This window comes from Glutamicibacter sp. PAEs-4 (genome assembly GCF_051161755.1).
In the GTDB taxonomy this organism is placed as follows: domain Bacteria; phylum Actinomycetota; class Actinomycetes; order Actinomycetales; family Micrococcaceae; genus Glutamicibacter; species Glutamicibacter nicotianae.
This window is the reverse complement of record NZ_CP195017.1, coordinates 2,964,833-2,985,639: the sequence shown is the minus strand read 5'-3', so window position 1 is coordinate 2,985,639 and position 20,807 is coordinate 2,964,833. Positions and strand designations below refer to the sequence as shown.

At 63.8% G+C, this 20,807-nt stretch carries 19 protein-coding genes; 6 read left to right on the top strand and 13 right to left on the bottom strand.

The features are described 5' to 3' along the window. Positions 1 to 20: 20 nt before the first annotated feature. Complete coding sequence (locus tag ACR9WD_RS14080; RefSeq protein WP_434922264.1) at positions 21 to 2,030, bottom strand: S9 family peptidase; 2,010 nt, start codon at positions 2,028 to 2,030, stop codon at positions 21 to 23. 254 nt (positions 2,031 to 2,284) lie between these two features. On the opposite strand from ACR9WD_RS14080, the gene ACR9WD_RS14075 reads away from it, so the two are divergent. From ACR9WD_RS14075 to ACR9WD_RS14065, 3 genes are all read left to right on the top strand, one after another. After that, on the top strand, positions 2,285 to 3,061 hold the full coding sequence (locus ACR9WD_RS14075; RefSeq protein ID WP_434922263.1) for a hypothetical protein: 777 nt from the start codon (positions 2,285 to 2,287) through the stop codon (positions 3,059 to 3,061). 325 nt (positions 3,062 to 3,386) lie between these two features. Continuing rightward, positions 3,387 to 4,733 carry a TRAP transporter large permease subunit gene (locus tag ACR9WD_RS14070; RefSeq protein ID WP_073707747.1) on the top strand — a complete coding sequence of 449 codons (1,347 nt, stop codon included), beginning with the start codon at positions 3,387 to 3,389 and terminating at the stop codon, positions 4,731 to 4,733. A gap of 9 nt (positions 4,734 to 4,742) precedes the next feature. Continuing rightward, positions 4,743 to 4,970 carry a hypothetical protein gene (locus tag ACR9WD_RS14065; RefSeq protein ID WP_066141823.1) on the top strand — a complete coding sequence of 76 codons (228 nt, stop codon included), beginning with the start codon at positions 4,743 to 4,745 and terminating at the stop codon, positions 4,968 to 4,970. On the opposite strand, the gene ACR9WD_RS14060 is transcribed toward ACR9WD_RS14065, so the two are convergent. Next, positions 4,967 to 5,692, bottom strand: coding sequence for a GntR family transcriptional regulator (locus ACR9WD_RS14060; protein ID WP_434922262.1), 726 nt, complete (start codon positions 5,690 to 5,692; stop codon positions 4,967 to 4,969). The genes ACR9WD_RS14065 and ACR9WD_RS14060 overlap by 4 nt on opposite strands. A 108-nt stretch (positions 5,693 to 5,800) precedes the next feature. On the opposite strand from ACR9WD_RS14060, the gene ACR9WD_RS14055 reads away from it, so the two are divergent. Next, on the top strand, positions 5,801 to 8,713 hold the full coding sequence (locus ACR9WD_RS14055) for an FAD-binding and (Fe-S)-binding domain-containing protein (RefSeq protein WP_246857068.1): 2,913 nt from the start codon (positions 5,801 to 5,803) through the stop codon (positions 8,711 to 8,713). Positions 8,714 to 8,784: 71 nt separating this feature from the next. Here the strand turns inward: ACR9WD_RS14055 and ACR9WD_RS14050 are convergent, their stop codons facing one another. From ACR9WD_RS14050 to ACR9WD_RS14015, 8 genes are all read right to left on the bottom strand, one after another. Then, positions 8,785 to 10,263 carry an amino acid permease gene (locus ACR9WD_RS14050; protein ID WP_121867388.1) on the bottom strand — a complete coding sequence of 493 codons (1,479 nt, stop codon included), beginning with the start codon at positions 10,261 to 10,263 and terminating at the stop codon, positions 8,785 to 8,787. Positions 10,264 to 10,277: 14 nt separating this feature from the next. Then, the gene (locus ACR9WD_RS14045) at positions 10,278 to 11,693 is read right to left on the bottom strand and encodes an aspartate ammonia-lyase (protein WP_434922261.1); all 1,416 of its coding nucleotides are present in this window, start codon (positions 11,691 to 11,693) and stop codon (positions 10,278 to 10,280) included. 47 nt (positions 11,694 to 11,740) lie between these two features. After that, the gene (locus ACR9WD_RS14040) at positions 11,741 to 12,736 is read right to left on the bottom strand and encodes an asparaginase (protein WP_246857067.1); all 996 of its coding nucleotides are present in this window, start codon (positions 12,734 to 12,736) and stop codon (positions 11,741 to 11,743) included. Next, positions 12,733 to 13,437 (bottom strand): FadR/GntR family transcriptional regulator, encoded by a 705-nt coding sequence (locus ACR9WD_RS14035; RefSeq protein ID WP_285674284.1) that lies wholly within the window; start codon positions 13,435 to 13,437, stop codon positions 12,733 to 12,735. Before ACR9WD_RS14035 ends, ACR9WD_RS14040 begins: the two co-directional genes overlap by 4 nt. A 68-nt stretch (positions 13,438 to 13,505) precedes the next feature. Then, positions 13,506 to 14,534 carry a TIGR03086 family metal-binding protein gene (locus ACR9WD_RS14030; protein ID WP_434923214.1) on the bottom strand — a complete coding sequence of 343 codons (1,029 nt, stop codon included), beginning with the start codon at positions 14,532 to 14,534 and terminating at the stop codon, positions 13,506 to 13,508. Between the two features lie 48 nt (positions 14,535 to 14,582). Continuing rightward, the gene (locus ACR9WD_RS14025; RefSeq protein WP_434922260.1) at positions 14,583 to 14,999 is read right to left on the bottom strand and encodes an SRPBCC family protein; all 417 of its coding nucleotides are present in this window, start codon (positions 14,997 to 14,999) and stop codon (positions 14,583 to 14,585) included. Continuing rightward, entirely contained in the window at positions 14,996 to 15,343 is a 348-nt protein-coding gene (locus ACR9WD_RS14020; protein WP_174787676.1) for an ArsR/SmtB family transcription factor, read from the bottom strand. The genes ACR9WD_RS14025 and ACR9WD_RS14020 overlap by 4 nt, the downstream gene beginning before the upstream one ends. Before the next feature lie 106 nt (positions 15,344 to 15,449). After that, positions 15,450 to 16,400, bottom strand: a complete 951-nt coding sequence (locus ACR9WD_RS14015; RefSeq protein WP_141357319.1) for a beta-ketoacyl-ACP synthase III — start codon at positions 16,398 to 16,400, stop codon at positions 15,450 to 15,452. A 250-nt stretch (positions 16,401 to 16,650) separates the two neighbouring features. Here ACR9WD_RS14015 and ACR9WD_RS14010 point away from each other — a divergent pair, with 250 nt between their 5' ends. Together ACR9WD_RS14010 and ACR9WD_RS14005 are read left to right on the top strand one after the other, a co-directional pair. Then, the gene (locus tag ACR9WD_RS14010) at positions 16,651 to 17,481 is read left to right on the top strand and encodes a metallophosphoesterase family protein (RefSeq protein WP_285674273.1); all 831 of its coding nucleotides are present in this window, start codon (positions 16,651 to 16,653) and stop codon (positions 17,479 to 17,481) included. A gap of 64 nt (positions 17,482 to 17,545) precedes the next feature. After that, complete coding sequence (locus ACR9WD_RS14005) at positions 17,546 to 18,106, top strand: histidine phosphatase family protein (RefSeq protein WP_149597358.1); 561 nt, start codon at positions 17,546 to 17,548, stop codon at positions 18,104 to 18,106. 138 nt (positions 18,107 to 18,244) lie between these two features. Here the strand turns inward: ACR9WD_RS14005 and ACR9WD_RS14000 are convergent, their stop codons facing one another. From ACR9WD_RS14000 to ACR9WD_RS13990, 3 genes are read right to left on the bottom strand one after another with little or no spacing between them, the layout of a single operon-like run. Next, entirely contained in the window at positions 18,245 to 19,414 is a 1,170-nt protein-coding gene (locus ACR9WD_RS14000; protein WP_434922259.1) for an acetyl-CoA C-acyltransferase, read from the bottom strand. Continuing rightward, positions 19,411 to 20,061: a CoA transferase subunit B gene (locus tag ACR9WD_RS13995; RefSeq protein WP_038993255.1), complete on the bottom strand. Its 651-nt coding sequence runs from the start codon at positions 20,059 to 20,061 to the stop codon at positions 19,411 to 19,413. The genes ACR9WD_RS14000 and ACR9WD_RS13995 overlap by 4 nt, the downstream gene beginning before the upstream one ends. A gap of 2 nt (positions 20,062 to 20,063) precedes the next feature. Next, on the bottom strand, positions 20,064 to 20,768 hold the full coding sequence (locus ACR9WD_RS13990) for a CoA transferase subunit A (RefSeq protein WP_038993256.1): 705 nt from the start codon (positions 20,766 to 20,768) through the stop codon (positions 20,064 to 20,066). Between the last annotated feature and the right edge of the window lie 39 nt (positions 20,769 to 20,807).

Here is a 20,807-nt window from a genome sequence, read left to right as displayed (position 1 = left end):
CAGCCGGATCCTGCTCGGACTCAGCCCAGCAGCTCGGGCAGTTCCTGCGCCTCGTTGCCCAGCACCTTCTGGGAGAGGAACTCGGTGACGACCTGGTACCAGATCTTGGCGTGCTGCGGGGTGAGGATCCAGTGGTTCTCATCCGGGAAGTAGAGGAACTGGTGCTCGGTGCTGCCGTCTTCCTTTTGCGGCAGCCCCGAATCGGCCAGCAGCTCGTACCACAGGCGCAGGCCCTCGCCGATGGGCACCCGGTAGTCCTTGTCGCCGTGGATGACCAGCATCGGGGTGACGATGCTGCCCACCGAATGATGCGGCGAGTTCAGCTCGCGCATTTCCGGGCTCATCTCGCGGGTCCAGTAGAACGCTGCGTCGGTGGTCTTGCCGAAGCCTTCCAGTGCCCACAGGCTGGCGTGCGTGACGATGGCCTTGAAGCGGTCGGTGTGCCCTGCCACCCAGTTGGCCATGTAGCCGCCGAAGGAGCCGCCCATCGCGGCGGTGCGGGTTTCATCGATGTCAGCGCGCGCCTCGGCGGCATCGGTGATGGCCAGCAGATCCGTGTACGGCTCCTGGCCCCAGCGGCCCCAGCCGCGCTGGATGAACGCCTGGCCGTAGCCGGTGGACAGGGCGGGATCCGGCAGCAGCACCGCATAGCCTTGGGCTACCAGCAGCCATGGGCTCCAGCGCCAGCTCCAGGCGTTCCACGAGCCAAGCGGTCCGCCGTGGATCCACAGCAGCAGCGGCGCCTTGTTGGTGGCAGAAGCTGATTCCGGCAGGGCCAGCCAGGCGCGGACGCTCGATCCGTCTTCGGCCGTGGTCGTCACCTCGGTGAGCGTGCCCGGCAAGGCCGGGCGGACAACCGGGGAGCGCAGCTCGGTCAAGGCGGCGAATTCGCCCGGCTCCAGGTCGCCGGTGTGCGCCAGGTCGATGGCTACCGGTTCGGCCGGGTGCAGGTAGCTGGAGCGCAACGCGTAGGCGGTGCGCGAGTCGCTGCTGATGACCACGTCGGTGAACGCTCCGTCTTCGGTGAGCCGGGTGATCTTGTCGTTGTACAAGCTCAGGTGGAAGACCGGGGCATGGCCGTTGTCGTCCGCGACCAGCAGCAGCGAGCGTCCATTGGGAACCCACTGCAGGTCGCTGACCCAGCGGTCCCAGCCGGCGGCGATCCGATGGGTGGCGCCGTCGGCCAGGTCCATCAGCCACAGCTCGAAGACCGGGGCGGTTTCGGCGGTGGAACGCTCCCAACGTGCATAGGCCAGCTGGGTGGAGTCCGGGCTGATCTTGCCCAGCGTGTATTCGTACGTGTCGTCGGGGGCGAGCAGCATTTCGTGGGCGCCGGTGTGCAGGTCGATGCGCATCAATCCCGGGGCCGAGGAGGCCCGGCCTTCGGGAACCTGCCATTCGGTGATCAGGAAGGCCCCGTTGGCAGCGACATCGTAGTAGGTATCCTCCAGGTTCGCGCCGATGCCCGGGGTGAGATCGGTGAGCTGGGTGCCGCTGGTGTCCTGGGGGTCCGGCAGGGAGCCGGTGTAGAAGTGCGGGGTGGACGGGCCCAGGTCTTCGTCCCAGAAGCGCACCGGGTAGCCGGTGTGCAGGATTGCCGAGACCTTCTTGTCCTTGCGGCCGGTGCGCAGTGCCGCTTCGGCCTCCAGGTCCTTGGCGCGGCTGAAGGCCGAGGTGCGCAGCACGATGCTCTGCGGTGACTGCTTGCAGATCCGCAAGGACTGCACCCCGGCCGGGTGGGAGATCACCGAGCGGGCTTCGCCTCCTGCCACCGGAAGGATCCATCCTTCGGCCTTGGCGTCTTCCTTGGATGAGCGCTTGGACACGAAGAGCAGGTCGCCGTTGGCGGTGAACTGCGGCTGCGATTCGCCGTGCTCGCCGAAGGTCAGCCGGCGTGCCGGTTCCTGGCCTTTGGGGTCCAGCGACCAGAGGGCGCTTTCGTATTTCGTCTCATCCTCGGACAGGGTGCTGAGGGTGGTGACGAGCTTCGTGCCGTCGGGGGAGAGCGCCAGGCCGCTGAGCCGGCCCATGCCGATAAAAGAATCTAAATTATGAAATGAATGCTTAGAGTGTTCCACTTCACATATCTTGCCACTGTTCGCGGCCGGGCACTACCGAATATCGAAAATTACGCGGCATCGGAACGAAAGGCCGGTGCAACTTGCAACCAAGGAGTTATGGCACAGTTATTGGAAAAACCTGCAAGGCCGTGGAGGATGGGTTCCATGGGGGAGCTCGCGATGTCAGCTGCATGACCGGATAATCGATCAAGGAGTTGGAAAAGATGAACCGTTCCAGAACCCGTCTTGGGGCGCTCCCGATGATGTGCGCGGCAGCGCTGATGCTGGCTGCCTGCCAGGGAGCCGAGCCGGAACCGGCCGAAAGCCAGAGCGCAGGACCAAGCGGAACGTCGCCATCGGCAACTGCCAGCGCGCCGACCGCTTCCAGTCCCGAATCCAGCCCAACGCAAAGCACCGCAAGCCCGGATGCGCCAAGCTCGGCGGCGCCAGAGCTGAGCCAGGTGCATGAAGTGCATGGCATCCGCTTCTTTACCCCGGAACAGTGGACTGCCGCCGGGGATGACTGCGACGGCGAATGCACCGAATGGGACGAATGGGAGATCAAGGACGCGCAAGGCAAGCACGTGCTGACCCTGATCCCCACCACGGCAACCTCTCCGGATGGAGACATGGCGCTGTATGAACGGGAGCTGCTTGATCGCAAGGAACTTGAAAATCCCGGAGCGGATACCGGATTCCGCCCGACGAGCCTGATTGCCGAGTTCTGGGAATCGACGGACCAGGAAGACGGCGAGAAGGATTCAGGATTCGACATTGCCCTGATCGATGACGAAGAGCTCGGCAAGCGCGATGAGAACCCGGACCTGAACTTCTTCAGGATCGGCGAGCAGTCACCGATGATGTGGGTTGAAGAGGATTATCTGGAAGACCATGGTGTTCCTGACGACCCGACGAAGCAGCAAGCGCAGCAGTTCCTGGGCACCGGGCAATACGAGTTGGTGCGCGACATCTTGCTCAGCGTGGAACCTGCCGTCGGCTAGCCAAGCCGGAACATAGGAAAGGCAACAGAAATCAGGCAATCGCCCTGGCTTCTGTTGCCTTTCTTCACGCCTCAAAAAACTGCATTCCGCGCAAGGGCGCGAAAGTGGTGCAGATGCTGAAGGCCGAGGAAACGGGCAGGAGAAATTGCCGCTGAGCAGCGAAGCTGCAGGGTGCACTGGAAGCCTCTTGGCCACGACAAGCAGGCTTGGCTGTGCCGTTCGAGCGATGTAACCAAAGCCCAAAAATACTCCTCTGTCACATTGTGTGGCCTGTAACATGCTACTGTGTGTAGGCACACAAAGTCATAACGTGAAAGGTGCACACATGGGCGTGCTGGCACTGGGCGTATTCATCGCCGTGACAGTCATAGTTAACGTCGTACTGAAACGGCGTATTTCAGAGGCGCTTGTACTAGCGCTGATAGCTTGTTCGCTGGTCGGCGGCGCGGATGCGCTGAACCTGTTGAGCGCAGCCGTAGTTGACGGCTTCCAATCAGACGTGACCTTCGCGGGCATGGCCTTTGTGTTCATGGGAGTGATCGTCTCGGCGACAGGCCTGATCGAGCGCCTGATCCATATCCTGAATTCGATGTTCGGGCGCGTTCGCGGTGGATCGGCCTACGTCTCGACCCTGGGCTCGGCCGCAATCGGGCTGGTGGCAGGATCTACCGCAGGCAACACGGCGACGGTCGGCTCGGTAACCATTCCGTGGATGAAGGAAAACGGCTGGTCGTCCAATCGCGCCGCAACGCTGGTAGCGGGAAACTCCGGCTTGGGCGTCGCGCTCCCGCCGAACAGCACCATGTTCATCCTCTTGGCCATGCCGGCCGCCGCTGGAATTTCTGCTGGCGACGTATATGTTGCACTGGCCATTGGCGGTGCTTATTGCGTGCTCTACCGCATGATCCTGGTGTTCACTTGGGCTCGTGCCGACGGCATTCCCGTAGCGAATCGGGAGGGCATGGCGACGTTAGGGCAAGCGCTGCGCGAAGGATGGCGCTCGCTACTGATCTTCCTTGGCATCGCGATCCCTGTTGCACTGACCTTCGGTCCGCTGTTTGAATTCCTGTCCCGCCCGGAGTTGGTGGGCAAGGACTCGATGGGCTCGATCTCCATCATTGTTTGGGTTCCGATTCTCATCTCGGCGATCGCATTGATCGAGGGCCGAAAGCGGATCTTCGCGCCGGATTCGAAGTTCAAGGTGATCCTGAATCGCGAGCTGCCGCAGTTCGCCACTGTTGGTGTTTCGCTGTTCGCTGCGCTGAGCGCTTCGAACATCATGGAAGCGCTGGGCGTCGGTCCGCAGCTTTCGGATTTCCTGGGTTCGCTGGATATGCCAAAGGCGGCGATTGTCGCAATCGTCTGTGTCATGGCCGTTGTCGTAGCCACCCCGCTGTCCTCGACGGCAACCGCCGCGGCCGTGGGTGCGCCGGCAGTGATGGCGTTGACCAGCGTGGGTATCGATCCAGTCATCGCCGTGGTGACGGTCCTGTTGTGCACCTCGACAGAGGGTTCTTCTCCACCGGTCGGTGCGCCGATCTATCTGGCTGCCGGCTTTGCCGAAACCAATCCAACCAAGATGTTCATGCCATTGCTGGGCTATTTCGTGCTGCCAATGATCGTCATTGCCTGGCTTGTCGGCATGGGCTGGCTGCCGATTCCGATTTCGTAGGAGAAAAACATGCGACTCATGAAAATACTATTCCTGGTCTTCTTGGCGCTGTTCATGATCGGCGGCACTGCAATCGTCGGTACCCAGCTGGCCGGTGTGCTGTCACTGAATGGTGATCTGGTCAGCGGAGCCAAGCAGATCCTGTATCCGTGGACCTTCAGTTTTGCGACCGCGTGCGCACTGTGCGCCTTCGTGCTGCAGTATTCAAAGGAATACAAGGAAGACGAGCAGGACTAGTAGCCAGCTGTCAGTTCAGTCCACAAGTTTTCAGGGTCAAGGTCCAAGCCTTGGCCCTGAACTGCTTGTACAAGCAGTAGCTTTCCTGTCGCGACCAGGTGCTGGCGCATGGCAAGCGCAGCCGCCGGGGCATTGCCGCTGGAGATGGCGGTGATGATCGGTTCATGCTCGGCCATGATGTCACCCAGGGTGCGCTGCTTGCCTGCGGTGGAAACACCAAGCAGCCGCGTTGCGACACGAAGGCGGTTCACGATGTTGCGCCCGCGGTTCGACTGCGCGACCTCAAGGATGAAGTCGTGCAGCTGCTGGTCCAGATCGAAGAACTCTTCGGTCAGATCCGCTTCGGCGCATCGGGCCAAGCCGGCTACGATGTCATTGAGCCGCGCCGCGATCTGCGGGGTGCAGGACTGCGCGGCCCTGAATGCGGCGGGAACCTCCAGCGCCAGCCTGAGCGAGAAAATTTCTGCGACATCCTTTGGCTGGGTTGGAATGATGCGGAAGCCGCGATTACGAGCAAATTCAACCAAGCCGGCTTCCTCCAGGCGCAACAAGCCATCGCGCACCGGTGAGCGGGATATCTTCAGGCGATCAGCCAGCTGGTAGACGCTGTAGAGGGTGTCGGTCTTCAATTCCCCAGAAATGACAGCTGAACGGACGTAGTCCATCACTTGTTCGGTCAATGTGCGCCCATGTTGGGCGGGGACTTGGAGATCGGAGGTCATGAACTGATTCTCTCATTGAAATCTCCTGCGGAGTTTTCACGTAATCAAGAAACTAAACAGTATGTAACATGTTACTCTGGTGGGACGAATCAACGAGAGGCGCTCACCATGTCAGCTCAGTCGAGCATCCAGACCCTGACCCCTGAGGCAATTGAGATGCGGGAACGGCTACGGACCGATCTGACGACTCGGGCTGCATATATTTCCGATGCCTCGATTTTCCGCCGGGTGCCGCAGGCTGTACTTGAAGTGCGCAGTGAGGCCGACATCGCCTTGGGCATCGAGTATGCCAAGGCCGAAGGCCTTTCGATCACGTCGCGAGGTGGAGGCACCTCGGTTGCGGGCAATGCCATCGGCGAAGGTCTGGTGCTGGACACCTCCCGCTATTTCAATAAGATCCTCGACATCGATCCCGAGGCGAAGACCGCGCGCATCCAGCCTGGGGTCATCTGCGACCAGCTGCGTGATGCTGCTGCGCAATACGGGCTGACCTACGGTCCGGATCCGTCGACCCATAGCCGCTGCACCGTAGGCGGCATGGTGGCCAACAACGCCTGCGGATCGCACTCGCTGGCGTGGGGCACCGCCGCGGACAACGTTGTGTCCATGAAGATCATGCTCGGCGACGGATCCGTGGTCGAGGTCAATGCCGACGGAACCAACAGCGATGAGCTTGACGGAAAGCTCAAGGCGCTGCGCGATGCGAACCTCAAGGAACTGCGCACAGAACTGGGCCGCTTCGCGCGCCAGGTCTCGGGCTACGGCATGCACTATCTGCTCCCGGAAAACGGGTTCAATGTCGCCAAGGCGCTGGCTGGGTCCGAAGGCACCCTCGGGGTGATCACCGAGCTGGTGGTGCGCCTTGTCGAGAAGCCGAAGCATACTGCGCTGGCAGTCCTGGCTTTTGAAACTGTTTTCGATGCCGCGGCCGCGGCAGCATCCCTGCGCCGTCCCGGTCTTGCCACTGCGGAAGGCATGGGCGGAGATCTGCTCGATGCGCTGCGCAGCCGCCCCGGTCAGCAGAGTGCCGGATCCAATCTGCCTGGCATGGGTGCCGCCAACCGCGGTGGCGTCGCCAAGGCCGGCGGCTGGCTCTTCTGCGAGACAGCCGGGCAAACCATCGAACAAGCACGAAGCATCGCCGATGAGCTGGTGCAGTCAGCGTATGATGCAGCGGCCGGGGCCGCGATCGATGCCGTGGTCGTTACGGACCATGCCGAGGCCCGCACGCTGTGGAAGATCCGCGAAGCCTCCGCCGGTATTGTCACCCGCCTGCCAGATGGCGGCGAGGCCTGGCCGTCCTGGGAAGATTCAGCCGTACCGCCGGAGAATCTTGCCGGATACCTGCGCGATCTGTACGCGCTCATGGACGCCCATGGACTGCGCGGCATCCCCTTCGGGCACTTCGGCGAGGGTTGCGTCCACGTGCGCATCTCCTTCGACTTGGGCACCAATGAAGGCGTGGCGATCTTCCGCCAGTTCATGGAACAGGCCGCCGACACCGTGGCCAAGCATGGCGGCTCCCTGTCCGGCGAACACGGGGACGGCCGGGCCCGCTCGGAATTGCTCACCCGCATGTACAGCTCGAAGATGATGAAGGCATTCGCCAGCTTCAAGGCGGCCTTTGACCCCGAGGGCCTGTTCAACCCCGGGGTATTGGTCAATCCGGAACGCATCGATGAGTCGCTGCGTCCCGGACCCGGGCAGCGCAGCTTCGAGCTGACGCCGGTTCATGCGCTCTCGCGCGACAAGGGTTCCTTGGTCAACGCGGTCAACCGCTGCGTGGGCGTAGGCCTGTGCCGTTCGGACGAGGGGGCCATGTGCCCGTCCTTCCAGGGCACCCATGACGAGGTCAACTCCACGCGCGGCCGTGCCCGGGTGCTTTCCGAGATGTTCCGCGGCACCACCTTGCCCGATGCCTACAAGTCCGAAGAGGTGAAGGACGCCCTGGACCTCTGTCTGTCCTGCAAGGCCTGCGCTTCCGAATGCCCGGTCAATGTGGATATGGCGACCTACAAGTCGGAGTTCCTGCACAAGTTCTACGAGGGTCGCATCCGCCCGATGGCGCACTACACCATGGGGTGGCTACCCAAGCTAACCCACTGGATGCACAAGGTGCCAGGTGCGGCATCCTTGGCCAACACGGTGCTGCGCATCGACGCGGTGCAACGGCTTGTCAAGAAGGTTGGCGGCATTGAACCGACACGCAAGATGATCACGTTCTCGGGCGAATCGCTGCAGCGCTGGGCGGCCAAGCGGAAGGAAACAGAAGCCGAATCGCCGCAGGGCACCGTGGTGCTCTGGCCAGATTCCTTCAATAACCACCTGGATACCGGGCCGGGCCAGGCGGCAGTCGAAGTGCTCGAAACCCTCGGCTACCGGGTAATCATTCCCGAAGGATTCGTCTGCTGCGGTTTGACCTGGCACTCAACCGGCCAGCTGGATACCGCGCGCAAGGTCATCAAGCACACCTTGGACGTCATGGAACCCCTGGTCAAGGCAGGCTACCCGGTGATCGGCCTAGAACCGTCATGCACGGTTATGCTCGGCCACGAAATCACCGAGCTGGTTCCCGAGGACCCGCGCGCGGCTGCGCTGTCGGCAGCCGTCGTGCCGTTCGCGGATCTGATCGCCAAGCACGTTCCGGCCGATGGCAAGCCCAGCGCCGGCTGGCCCTTCGAACAGCTGAATGTCGGCGCGGTGTCGCAGGTCCACTGCCATGAGCGTTCGCAGGGCGACCATGGCTCGTCCTCGGCCGTGCTGCGCAGCATCGGCATTGACGAGCGCGAAATCGAAACCGGTTGCTGCGGCTTGGCCGGCAACTGGGGATTCGAACCCGGACATGCGGAACTATCCCGCTCGCTGGGCGAACGCGAGCTCTTCCCGGCCATCCGCAATCGTGCGCAGGACGATGTGGTGCTCGCCGACGGATTCTCCTGCCGCACGCAGATCGCCGAGGGCACAGAGGCCCGCGGAATGCACCTGGCGCAGGTGCTGCTCAAGGCCAAGATCACCGGCTAGACAGGCTCGGAACGCAGAAAACCGGCCCGGAAGCAGCGCGATGCTGCATCCAGGCCGGTTCTGCGATCCTGCTACGGCTGGTTGGCCGGCTGCTCGTTGCGCAACCGAGCCTCGGCGATCTCGTTGATCCGTCCGCGGCACAGGTACCAGCCGCCGATGATCAGCGGGATGATGATCACCAGCGAGGCAATGGTCCAGGTGCCCACCGGATTGTCGAAGGCCATCATCACCAGCACCAGGGCAAGGAAGCCCAGGGTGACCCAGCCGGAAACCGGGGCGAATGGCATCCGGAAGCTCGGGCGATCCTGCTCCCCGCGCTTGGCCGACTTCATCAGGGCGATCTGGCACAGCACGATCATCGCCCAGGAGGCAATGATGCCGATGGCAGCGAAGTTCAGCACGATCTCGAAGGCCTTGGCCGGGACCACGGCGTTGAGCACGACGCCGAGCACTGCCACCACGGCGGTGATCACGATGCCGCCATAGGGCACCCCTGCCTTGTTCATCCGTCCGGCGAATTTCGGTGCCGACCCGTTCAACGACATGGAGCGCATGATGCGCCCGGTGGAGTAGAGCCCGGCGTTCAGCGAGGACAGCGCCGCGGTGAGCACCACCAGGTTCATCACCACGTCCATGCCCTGCACGCCGATGGATCCGAAGAAGGTCACGAACGGCGATTCCCCGGCGCTGTAGGCCGAGTAGGGCAGCAGCAGCGAGAGCAGCACCAGCGAGCCGACGTAGAACACGGCGATGCGGATGATCACGGTATTGATCGCCTTCGGCATGACCTTTTCCGGGTTTGCCGTTTCGCCTGCGGCGGTGCCGATCAGCTCGATGGATGCGTAGGAGAAGACCACGCCCTGCATCAGCACCAGCACCGGCAGCAGGCCGTTGGGCAGCAGCCCCCCATTAGCGGCCAGCAGCGAGAAACCGACCTCATGCCCGTCCAGCGGCGTGCCGAAGATGACGAAGTAGCAGCCGACAACCAGGAAGGCCACCAGAGCCACGACCTTGACCAGCGCGAACCAGAATTCCATCTCGCCGAAGGCCTTGACGGAGATCAGGTTCATGGTGAGCACCACGGCCAGCGCCACCAGCGCCCAGAGCCACTGCGGCACCGAGCTGATCCACCCCACGTATTTGCCGAAGAAGCCCATGTACAGGGCGACCGCGGTGATGTCCACGATGGCCGTCATCACCCAGTTCAGCCAGTACAGCCAGCCGGTGGCGAAGGCCGCCTTCTCGCCGTAGAACTCGCGGGCGTAGGAGACGAAGGAGCCGGTCGACGGACGGTGCATGACCAGTTCGCCCAGCGCCCGCAGGATCAGGAAGGCGAAGAAGCCGCAGACCGCGTAGCTGATCACGATGCCCGGGCCAGCCGCCTCCAGGCGCCCTCCGGCGCCCATGAACAAGCCGGTGCCAATCGCTCCGCCAATGGCGATCATCTGCATCTGCCGGGAGGACAGGCCCTTGTGGTAATCGTTGTCGCCGGCAGTCAGCGCGGCATCGGGGACGTGCGCCGCGGTGGCGTGCGGGGTGGAATTATCCATAGGATTCCTTGGATCTAGTCGGTGAGGTTGGCGAGCCGCTCGGGGGAGAGCAGCTCATTGAGGTCTTCGGCTGAAAGCAGGCCGCGTTCGAGCACCAGTTCGGCCACGCCGCGTCCGGTGTGCAGCGCTTCGAGCGCCACCGAGGTGGACGCCGCATAGCCCAGGCGCGGGTTCAACGCGGTGACCAGGCCGATGGAGTTCTCCACTTCGCGGCGCAGCGACTGCTCGTCCACGGTGATCCCGTCGATGCACTTGCGTGCCAGTGTCAGGCAGCCGTTGGCCAGGTGCTTGAGCGAGAGCCCGATCGAGTGGGCGATGACCGGCTCGAAGGCGTTCAGCTGCAGCTGCCCGCCCTCGGCGGCCATGGTCACGGTCAAATCGTGGCCCACCACCTGGTAGGCGATCTGGCTGACCACTTCCGGGATCACCGGGTTGACCTTGCCGGGCATGATCGAGGAGCCGGACTGCACGGCCGGCAGCTGCAGGTCGTTCAGGCCAGCGCGGGGTCCGGAGGAAAGCAGGCGCAGGTCGTTGCAGATCTTGGAGATCTTCAGCGCCACTCGCTTGAGCACGCCCGAGAGGTGCACGAAGGCGCCCACATCGCTGGTGGCCTCGATCAGATCCGGGCTGGTAGTCAGCGGCAGGCCGGTCAGCTCGCGCAGGTGGCGGCAGGCGGCCTCGGCGTAGCCGGCCGGGGCGTTCAGCCCGGTGCCGATGGCTGTGGCGCCGAGGTTGATCTCGGTGACCAGCGACAGCGATTCCTCCAGCCGTGCCCGGTCCTCGCCCAGGGTCACGGCCCAGCCGCGGAACTCCTGGCCTACGGTCATCGGCACGGCATCCTGCAGCTGGGTGCGGCCCATCTTCACCACGGTGCGGAATTCTGCGGCCTTGGCATTGCAGGAATCCTGCAGCACCTCGATGGCCGCCAGCAACGGCTGGGTGGCGAAGTGGGTGGCGATGTTCACTGCGGTCGGGTAGGCGTCGTTGGTGGACTGCGACAGGTTCACATGGTCGTTCGGGTGCAGGCGCTGGTACTCGCCCTTTGCATGGCCGAGGATCTCCAGCGCCAGGTTGGCGATGACCTCATTGGCGTTCATGTTGGTGCTGGTGCCAGCCCCGCCCTGGATCGGGTCGATGATGAACTGGTCATGCAGCTCGCCGGCGGCGATGCGCTCGCAGGCTGAGTCGATGGCCGCGGCGCGCTGGGCGTCGAGCAGGCCGAGCTCGTGGTTGGCCCGGGCGGCAGCCTGCTTCACGCGCGCCAATGCGCGGATCAGGTGCGGGTTGCCGGACAGCGTGGTGCCGGTGATGTCGAAGTTCTCCTTGGCGCGCAGGGTGTGCACGCCCCAATAGGCTTCCGCCGGGATCTCGCGGTCGCCGATCAGGTCATGCTCGGTGCGGTACTCGCCGCTGAGCAAGGTTTCAGGCATGGTGGATTCTTCTCCAGTGTTCATTGAATGGGTGGGAACGGGAAACTTCACAGTGCGGCCAGCAGGCCTACGGGCTGTCCGCCGCCGAGGGCCGGGCTGGTGGCCAGCGGCTCAAGGGCCAGAGCCGCTTCGGAGCCAAGGTGCTCGGCGAGCAGCTTGGCGGTGATCGGCATTCGGGCGCGGTCCGAGCCATCGGCGATCTTCACGGCCAGCGCGCTGCCATCGGGCAGGCCCACGGCCTGGATGCCTTCGAAGCCGTCCTTGGCCACGGCGCCGGGCAGCACGCGCATCAGCTCGGTGACATCGCGGCCCTCGCCTGCCACCAGTTCCGGGTAGCCGGACATGGCCGCGGCCACGCGGTGCTCGGCGGTGCCTTCGGCGGCGCTGGCCAGCTTGCCGAAGGCGCGGGCCAGTCCGGCCAGGCTCATCCGGTATACCGGGGTGCCGCAGCCGTCGGCGCTCACCCCGCTGATCTCTTCGCCGGCCAGCTCCTCGACGATGTCCTGCAGCAGATCCAGCAGGCGCTGGTCATTCAGGTAGTCTGCGGTGTCCCAGCCCTTGAGCTGGCATAGGGCGGCCAGTGCCGCGTGCTTGCCCGAGCAGTTCTGCGCCAGCTGGGTCGCCTTGCCGCCGGCGGCCAGGTGGCGCTGGCGCTCGGCGGCGCCGTAGGGCAGGTCGGTGGAGTTGCGCAGCGCGTGCTCGTCCAGCCCGGCCGCTGCCAGCGTCGAGGCGGCAACCTGCTGGTGGCGTTCTGCTCCGGAGTGGCTGGCCGAGGCCAGGGCCAGCTGCTGGTCATCGAGCTGCAGCCCGGCGCGCAGCATTCCCACGGCGAACAGCGGCTTCAGCGCCGAGCGCGGGTAGAACACGGCCTGGGCATCGCCGCGGCTGGCGGCGATGGAGCCGGAGGCATCCAGCAGCACTGCCGAGCCGTAGTGGATGGACTCGACGGCGTCACCGCGGGTGGCGATGACCAGCGGTTCGTGCTGGGGCAGTGCCTGATTGGCCAGCGATGCGCGCAGGGTCTGGGGATCGGCGGGGGTCACTTCTTGCTCCTGACTATGGTGGATACTGCGTGCTGCACTGCGTTGAGGTGCTTTGCCATGGCAGCGGTTGCGGCTTGCTCATCCTGTGCTGCGATGGCCTGGTAGATCTCCTGGTGCTCCGTGTTCGAGGGCGCGCGGCGGCCGGCGACCAGGTTCACGGTCTCGGACTGGCGGGCCATGGCCTCGCGGATGTCGGCGACCACCTTGGTGAACACCGAATTGCCGCTGGCCTGCGCGATTGCCGCATGGAAGGCGGCATCCAGCTCCACCCAGGCGGCCGGGTCGTCTTCCTGCTCCATGGCCTCGATCAGGCCGCTGATCCGCTCCAGATCCTCGGCGGTGCGCCGGGTGGCGGCGAAGGTGGCGGCCGGGATCTCGATATGCGGGCGGGCCTCGTGCAGGTCATCGGAGGAGAAGCTGCCCAGCTTCAGCTCGCGGGTGGGCCGGTGGGAGACCACGAAGGTGCCGCGGCCGGTTTCGGTGCGGGTCAGCCCCAAGGCCGCGCAGGAGCGCAGGGCTTCGCGGATGACCGAACGGCTCACGCCGTAGTCGGCCGCGAGGGCTGCTTCGGATCCGAGTTTCGCGCCGATGGCGATTTCCCGGGCTTCAATGGCTAGGCGGAGTGCATGGAAGACGCCTTCGGCAGCGGATCGGCGTTCGATCGGCTGTTGTCCGGGTGTCCAGCTGTCTGACAGGTTCACGTGTACCAGTGTGCGACTGTGAGCCACTTAACGTCAAGTCGAGTTTTTGGTGACTGGGAACACTCAAGTCAGCGACGGAGTGCAGGAATGGAGCGCAGGAGAAAAACATCTGCATCCCCGGCCTGGCTGAGCGTTGTCCTGCCTCCAGGACGCGCTTGAGCATCCGCAGATCGGCGGTCTTCGCCCGGCGCATCATCGGGGGCCATCAGCGGTGCCAGCAGCTTGCTGAATCCCGAGGGCCGCCCGTCATTGCGCAGGTGCACCCGGGGGCTGGCGCCATCCACCGCCTTAAAGCGGTAGCTGGTGCGCATCGGGAACGGTCCTTGCGCGGTGGCCATGACCAGCAGCCGGTTGGGCACGTACTCCTTGACCTCGTAGGTGTAGGACAGGATCCGGCCCAGGAAGCGGGCTTCGAAAGCGGCACGCGCTCCGATGCCGAAGCTGCCCTCATCGAGCCGGCGCGCGGTGCTGATGTTCCGGTACCACGCCGGGGCGTTGAGCGGATCCATCGTGGAGCCGGCCACCTCGTGCAGCGGCCGGCGGATCACGATGCTGGTGGCGGCATCAACCATCGGTGCCGCTCGGGCGCCGGCCGGCACGCGGCCGGTGAAGGCGATCAGCCGTTCCAGGCTGCCGGCGGATTCGGCGATGGCAGTCTCGGGACCGAAAGAGCCCGAAGCGCGCTGCTGTTCGCCAACCGTGGCCCGCGCCAGCTCCAGGACGTACTCGGCCAGGCCCGGATCCACGTCGAATTCCTGGCTCGTGGCCTGGGCGAAATCCCAGCCGTGGACCATGGATTCGAGGTTCAGGATGCCGGACAGGACGCTGGCCGGAACCTCTGCGAAGCCCAGATCGAGCGTGCCCTCCAGCCCACGTGCGGAGAAGGACTCCAGGGCCGCCTGCGCGAGCTGGGCAATGCGCGGTTCCGGTGCCAGCGACGGGTCATCTGCTTGTTCAGAGCCCATCGCCTTGCAAGCCAGTGCGAGGTTGCCGGCCAAGTGGTCCACGAGCTGGCTGACGTTGAACTCCGTGCAGGGGGTTGGGCGCTGCAGGTCCTTTTCCTGAAGGTGGTGCAGCACCAGCTGCAGCGCGGCCAGGGAGGCCTCGGCCGCGGTGATGGCATCTGCGGGTTCCGGCGTGGCGTTTCATTCATCGGGGACGGCATGGCCGATTTTCGCGAAGGGCACCAGGCGGTCCAGGAAGTGGTTCCAGCCCTCGGCATGGCCGGAGGGCTGCCCGGCCTCCCGGCCTTCGTGGCGCAGGGTGAGCGCGGTGCCTTCCGCATGCGCTTCCATGGTGATGTAGAGGGCGGAATCACCGGGAGGCACCGCGTCGGAGCATTCCCAGCCCCAGCTGAGCACCAGCCGGCGGCCTGGCTCGATTTCGGTGACTGTGCCTGCGGCATGGAGGCCGGGGCCCATGGTGAATCGGTAGCTGCCACCGACCCTCAGGTCCATGCGGCAGGCGACAGTTTGCCAGTGGCGCAGGCGTTCGGGATCGGTGACCAGGGTGAAGGCGGTGTCCGGGTTGACAGGGAGGATGACGGTTCTCTCGGAGCTCATGGCTGTTCTCCTGGGTGTGCCATCGGGGAAGCGGTGGGCTGCCCGCCGGCGGCCAGCTGGCTGGCCTCGGCTGCAAGCAGATCCAATTCGGTATTCCAGAACGACTCGATTTCTTTCTTGAGCCGGGCGATGCCTGCACGGGTGAGCGAATAGTAGCGCTGGCGCCCGTCCTTCCGGGCGTCGAGCAAACCGGCTTCGATCAACAGCAGCAAGTGTTGGGAGATTGCGGACCTGCTGACCGGAAAATGCCTGGCCAGCTCCGTCACCGTTCGTTCACCGGAGCCGAGCAGCTGTACCAGGCGCTTGCGCGTCGGTTCAGCGGCGACCTCCAGCACTTCGAGCATGTGCAATGCGCTAGCCGTTGCTACGCATTGCATAAGGTCTGCCGGGAAATTAACCGCAAAAGGCGCACGGGCAGATTGCCGGTGCGCCTTTCGCGAAGAAGGAAGCCTAGGGAATGGTGATGATCTGGCCTGCGTAGGCCAGGCCGCCGCCGAAGGCGAACAGCAGCGCCTTGGATCCCGAAGGCAGCGGCTCATCCGAAGCCATCAGCTTGGACAGCGCCAGCGGCACCGAAGCAGCCGAGGTGTTGCCGGAGTAGACCACGTCGGTGGCCACACGCGCATTCGGGGCGCCGATCTTCTCAGCCAGCGGCTCGATAATGCGCAGGTTGGCCTGGTGCAGGACGATGGCATCCAGCTCTTCCGGCTTCATGCCCGCACGCTCGATAATCTGCGAAGCGATCTTCGGCAGCTGGGTCACGGTCCAGCGGTAGACGCTCTGGCCGTTCTGCGCGAACTTCATGTCGTTCTCGGCCTCGATGCGCACGGCATCGGACAGCGACGGGACCGAACCCCAGACGACTGGCGAAATGCCATTGTCTTCCGAAGCGGTGATCACGAAGGCGCCAGCGCCATCGGCGGTGAGCACGCAGGTGGTGCGATCGGTGAAGTCGGTGTAATCGGTGAGCATTTCGGAGCCGATAACCAGAGCGTTGGTGGCGGTGCCTGCCGCGATAGCACCTTGGGCGATGCCCACTGCATGGGCGAAGCCAGAGCAGGCCACATTGACATCCATGGTGGCAGGGCCCTGCTCCATGTTCAGTGCATCGGCAACACGGGCCGCCATATTCGGCGAGCGGTCGGTGGCGGTGCAGGTCGCGACAACAATCAAATCGATATCTGCTGCCTTGATGTCTGCCGAATTGCCGAAAGCCATCTCTGCGGCCTTGATGGCCATGGAGTCGACGGTTTCAACACCGGTGCCCCAGCGGCGTTCCTCGATGCCGACGCGGCGGGTAATCCACTCGTCGCTGGTTTCCACCAGCTTTTCCAGCTCGGTATTCGGGACGATGCGCTCTGGCTGGAAGTGGCCAAAGGCGACGACTTTGCTGCCGGTCATGGATATAGCTCCTCGGTGGATTCAAAACTTCTCTCTTCAAGGTTAGTCGTTTTGAATGCTACTCGCTGTTCATATGCGCCAGAAAGCATGTAATACGGGGTTTTCCCTGTCTTGGATAGCCCATTTGTCCGGTAATCGAGGAACCTTGATTCTTCAGGACTTCATATGGCGTCGGCGCCCTGTTCACCTGCTGGCCAGACCTCCGGCGTTCAATGGGATGAAATGCAGCAGCCGCACGGGAGGGAAGAAGATGGAGCCTCTGACGATCATCCAATTGAGCGACACCCACCTGCAACCCGAAGGGCAGCTGCTTCACGGGACCATTGATTCGTGGCAGCGCACCGAGCAGGCGCTGGAAGCGGTCGCGTACCTGGAGCCGGATGCCATCGTGGTGACCGGCGATATCGCCGACCGCGGTTCGCCCATCCATGAGCGGGCCGCCGAGCTGTTCAACCGGACGCAGCGTGTACTGGATTGCCCGGTCATCAGCGTGCCGGGCAACCATGACCCGTTGGGAACGGTGGGGGAATCCTTCAACACCAGGCGCCTGTCCACCGGTCCCCGTCCAGCCGACACGGTGCACGAGGTCCACGGGCTTCGAATCATCGGCCTGGACAGCGGGGGATTCCAACTGGCCCAGGGGAACCTTGAATGCGAGCAGCTCGATTGGCTTTCCATGCTCCTGGCGGCGCCAGCACCGCGCGGATCCCTGCTGCTGTTGCACCATCCTCCGGTGGAGGCCACCAATGAGGCCCGTGCCGGACGTGGACTGCAGAACCCCATGGAGCTGGCGGCCATTACCGCCGGTAGCGATATCCGTGCAATCCTTTGCGGCCACTACCACCAGGCGTCCACCAGCCAGCTGGTGAACACCCCGGTGTTCATGGCTCCTGCAGTGTCCTACAACATGAATCCATTCGCCCCGACCCAGATCGTTGCCGAGCCAGCGGCGGCATTCAACGTCATCAATGTCGGGGCAAAAACAGTGGACGCGTTCGCTGCGTCCAGCGACCAGTGCTCTGCGCTGAACGAAAGCCCGGCGCTGCCCGCGCCAGTCAAGAGTTCGCAGACCAGCAACTGACTCGGAGAACAGAACTGAGCACCGGGCGCGTGTCGCTGCGGTGCAAGCCAGAAAGAAGAAGACGATGAGTGCACAGAAACTAGTACTGATCCGCCACGGACAGACCGAATGGAACAAAGCAGGACGACTGCATGGACGCAGCGACCTGCCGATGAACGACACGGGCATCCGCCAAGCCCAGCAGCTCGCCGCCGAGCTGGCACCTCAGGGACCGTGGGATGCAGTGTATTCCTCCCCGCTGTTCCGTGCCCGCCAAACCGCGCAGATCATTGCCAACAGCATGGGCATCCGCGCCCTGCACGAGAACCCGGAACTGATGGAGCAGGACTTCGGCAATCTGGAAGGCACCCTGGTTGCCAATGGTGCCGATGAGCAGCGCCAGCTGCTGGTGGGCACCGGCGAAACCGAAGAGCACCTGGTGGGCCGTGCAGTGAACGCGTTGTTCAAGATCTGCCATCAGCATCCGGGACAGAATGTCCTGGTAGTCAGCCACAGCGCCTTGATCTGCTCGGTGATTGCCGCGCTCACCGCAGAAAGCAACCCGCGGATGGCCAATGGAACCTATGTCGAACTGGACCCGCAGCTGCTGATCAACCACGTATCGCGTGAGCCGCTCTGGCATTAGAAACAAAGCGCAAGGCACAGCATCGAAACATCAAGCGGTCAGCTCGAGAATTCTTGCTCTTGATCCACTGGGACAACGAAAAAGCCGGTGCGGCCTGATCCCAGCAGGACCTGGCCGCACCGGCTTGTTAGCAGGTGGCTACAGCGAGCGCAGGACCAATGCGGTGCCCTGGCCGCCGCCGCCGCAGATGCCGATGGCACCCAGCGAACCGGCAGGCAGTTCATGCAGCTGACGGGCCAGGGTGCCTACGATTCGTGCACCGGAAGCACCGATCGGGTGGCCCAGGGCGATGGCACCGCCATGCGGGTTCACGATGGAGGCATCCAGGCCGAGCGCCTTGGTGGACTGCACCGACACGGCAGCGAAGGCCTCGTTGATTTCCACCGCCTTCAGATCCTTCGCTTCGGCACCTGCCTTTCGCAGGGCTGCGCTGATTGCGTTGGATGGCTGCTCGTGCAGGGTACGGTCCGGACCGGCAACAAAAGCATGAGAGAGGATTTCCGCCAGCGGCTTCAGACCCAGTCGCTCAACGGCCGCGTCGCTGGCCAGCACCACTGCCGCGGCGCCATCGGTGATCTGCGAGGAGTTGCCTGCGGTGATGGTGCCTTCCTTGGCGAAGGCAGGGCGCAGCTTGCCCAGGGACTCCACTGTGGTGTCTGCGCGGACGCCGTCATCTTCGCTGATGGTGGTGTCGCCACGACGGCTGGAAAAGGTGAAAGGCGCAATCTCGCCGGCTGCGAAATCGCGGGAAGCGGCAGCGCGCTGGTGGGAAGCGGCCGAAACCGTATCCTGGGCCTCGCGGGTCATCGACAGCTTGGCGTTGTGCTCCTCGGTGGAAGCACCCATCGAACGCTTCTCGGCGGCATCGGTCAGGCCGTCGTATTCCAGGGTGTCGATCATTTCGATGGCACCGTACTTGGCGCCGGCACGGGCGCGCTGCACGTGCGGAGCCAGCGACATCGATTCCTGGCCGATGGCCAGGACGACATCAGCTTCGCCGCTGTTGATCAAGCGGGCACCTGCCACCACTGCTTCGGCACCCGAAAGGCACACCGCATTCACCGCAATGGCCGGAACATCCAGTGGAACACCGGCGCCCACAGCGGACTGGCGGGCCGGATTCTGGCCAGCGCCGCCCTGCAGCACCTGGCCGACGACGACCTGCTGCACCTCGCTGGGTGCTACTCCGGCGCCTTCCAGTGCCGCCTTGGCGGCGTGCGCGCCCAGCTCGGTGGCGGGAACCGCGGCGAAAACGCCATTGAACTTCACGAACGGGGTGCGGGCGTAGCCCACGATCTTTGCGGTCATGCTTTCAGATCCTCCACAATATCCACGGCAAATTCCGCTGCCGTGATTTCCTTGATGCTTTCCACGCTTTCCCCCGGGGCTACTGCACGCAGGGTCAAGCTCGAGTTCTCTATATCAAACACTGCTCGATCGGTGATGATGCGGTTGACCACGCCGACTCCGGTCAGCGGCAGGTCGCATTTCTCCACGATCTTCGATGTTCCGTCCTTGGCCACGTGGTCGGTCAAGACGATCACGCGCGGGGTGCCAGCGACCAGATCCATGGCGCCGCCCATGCCCTTGACCAGCTTGCCCGGGATGGTCCAGTTGGCCAGATCGCCGTTGGCGGCCACCTGCAGGGCTCCGAGGATCGCGGTCTGGACGTGGCCGCCGCGGATCATGCCGAAGGAAGTCGCCGAATCGAAGAAGCTGCCGCCGGGCAGGATCGTCACGGTCTGCTTTCCGGCATTGATCAAATCAGCGTCTTCTTCGCCTTCATAGGGGAAGGGGCCCATGCCCAGCAGGCCGTTCTCGCTCTGCAGCTTGACCGATACGCCGTCCGGCAGGTTATTGGCCACCATGGTGGGGATGCCAATGCCCAGGTTCACGTACTGGCCATCTGTCAGCTCGCTGGCGGCGATGGCCGCCATTTCATCTCGAGTCCACATGTTCAGGCCTCCTCTCGGCTGCGCACGGTGCGCTGTTCAATGTCCTTGACCTCATCGGCCTGGACCAGGGTCTGCACGAAAATTCCCGGGGTTTCCACCAATGACGGGTCCAGGTAGTCATCGAGGATTTCTTCGGCCTCGGCGAAGGTGTGCCGGCCGGACATGGCGGCCAGCGGGTTGAAGTTCTTCGAGGTCATCCGATAGCGCAGGTTGCCTTCCGCATCCGCCTGGTGCGCCTTGACCAGGGCGATGTCGGCGAAGATGCCGCGTTCCAGGATCGCCGGCTTGCCATTGAATTCCATGACTTCCTTGCCTTCGGCAATCGGCGTTCCCACGCCGGTTGGCGTGAAGAACGCGGGGATGCCGACACCGCCAGCACGCAGGCGCTCGGCCAAGGTGCCTTGCGGGCAGAATTCAACTTCCAGATCTCCATCAAGGAACTGCTGGGCGAACAGCTTGTTCTCCCCGACGTAGGAGGCCAGGACCTTGGAAACCTGCTTGTTTTCCAACAGGACGCCCAGCCCCTTGCCATCCACGCCCATGTTGTTTGAAACGATCGTCAGGTTGGTTGCTTTCGAGTCCCGCAACGCGGTGATCAGCCGGTTTGGGATGCCGGATAGGCCGAATCCGCCTACTGCGATGGTCATGCCATCCTTGACGACGGCAGCCAAAGCAGCGGCTGCGTCATCCTGAAACTTCGTTGTCATCGATTCCTCCATGTGTCCACTATGTGGAGCTCGGATCTG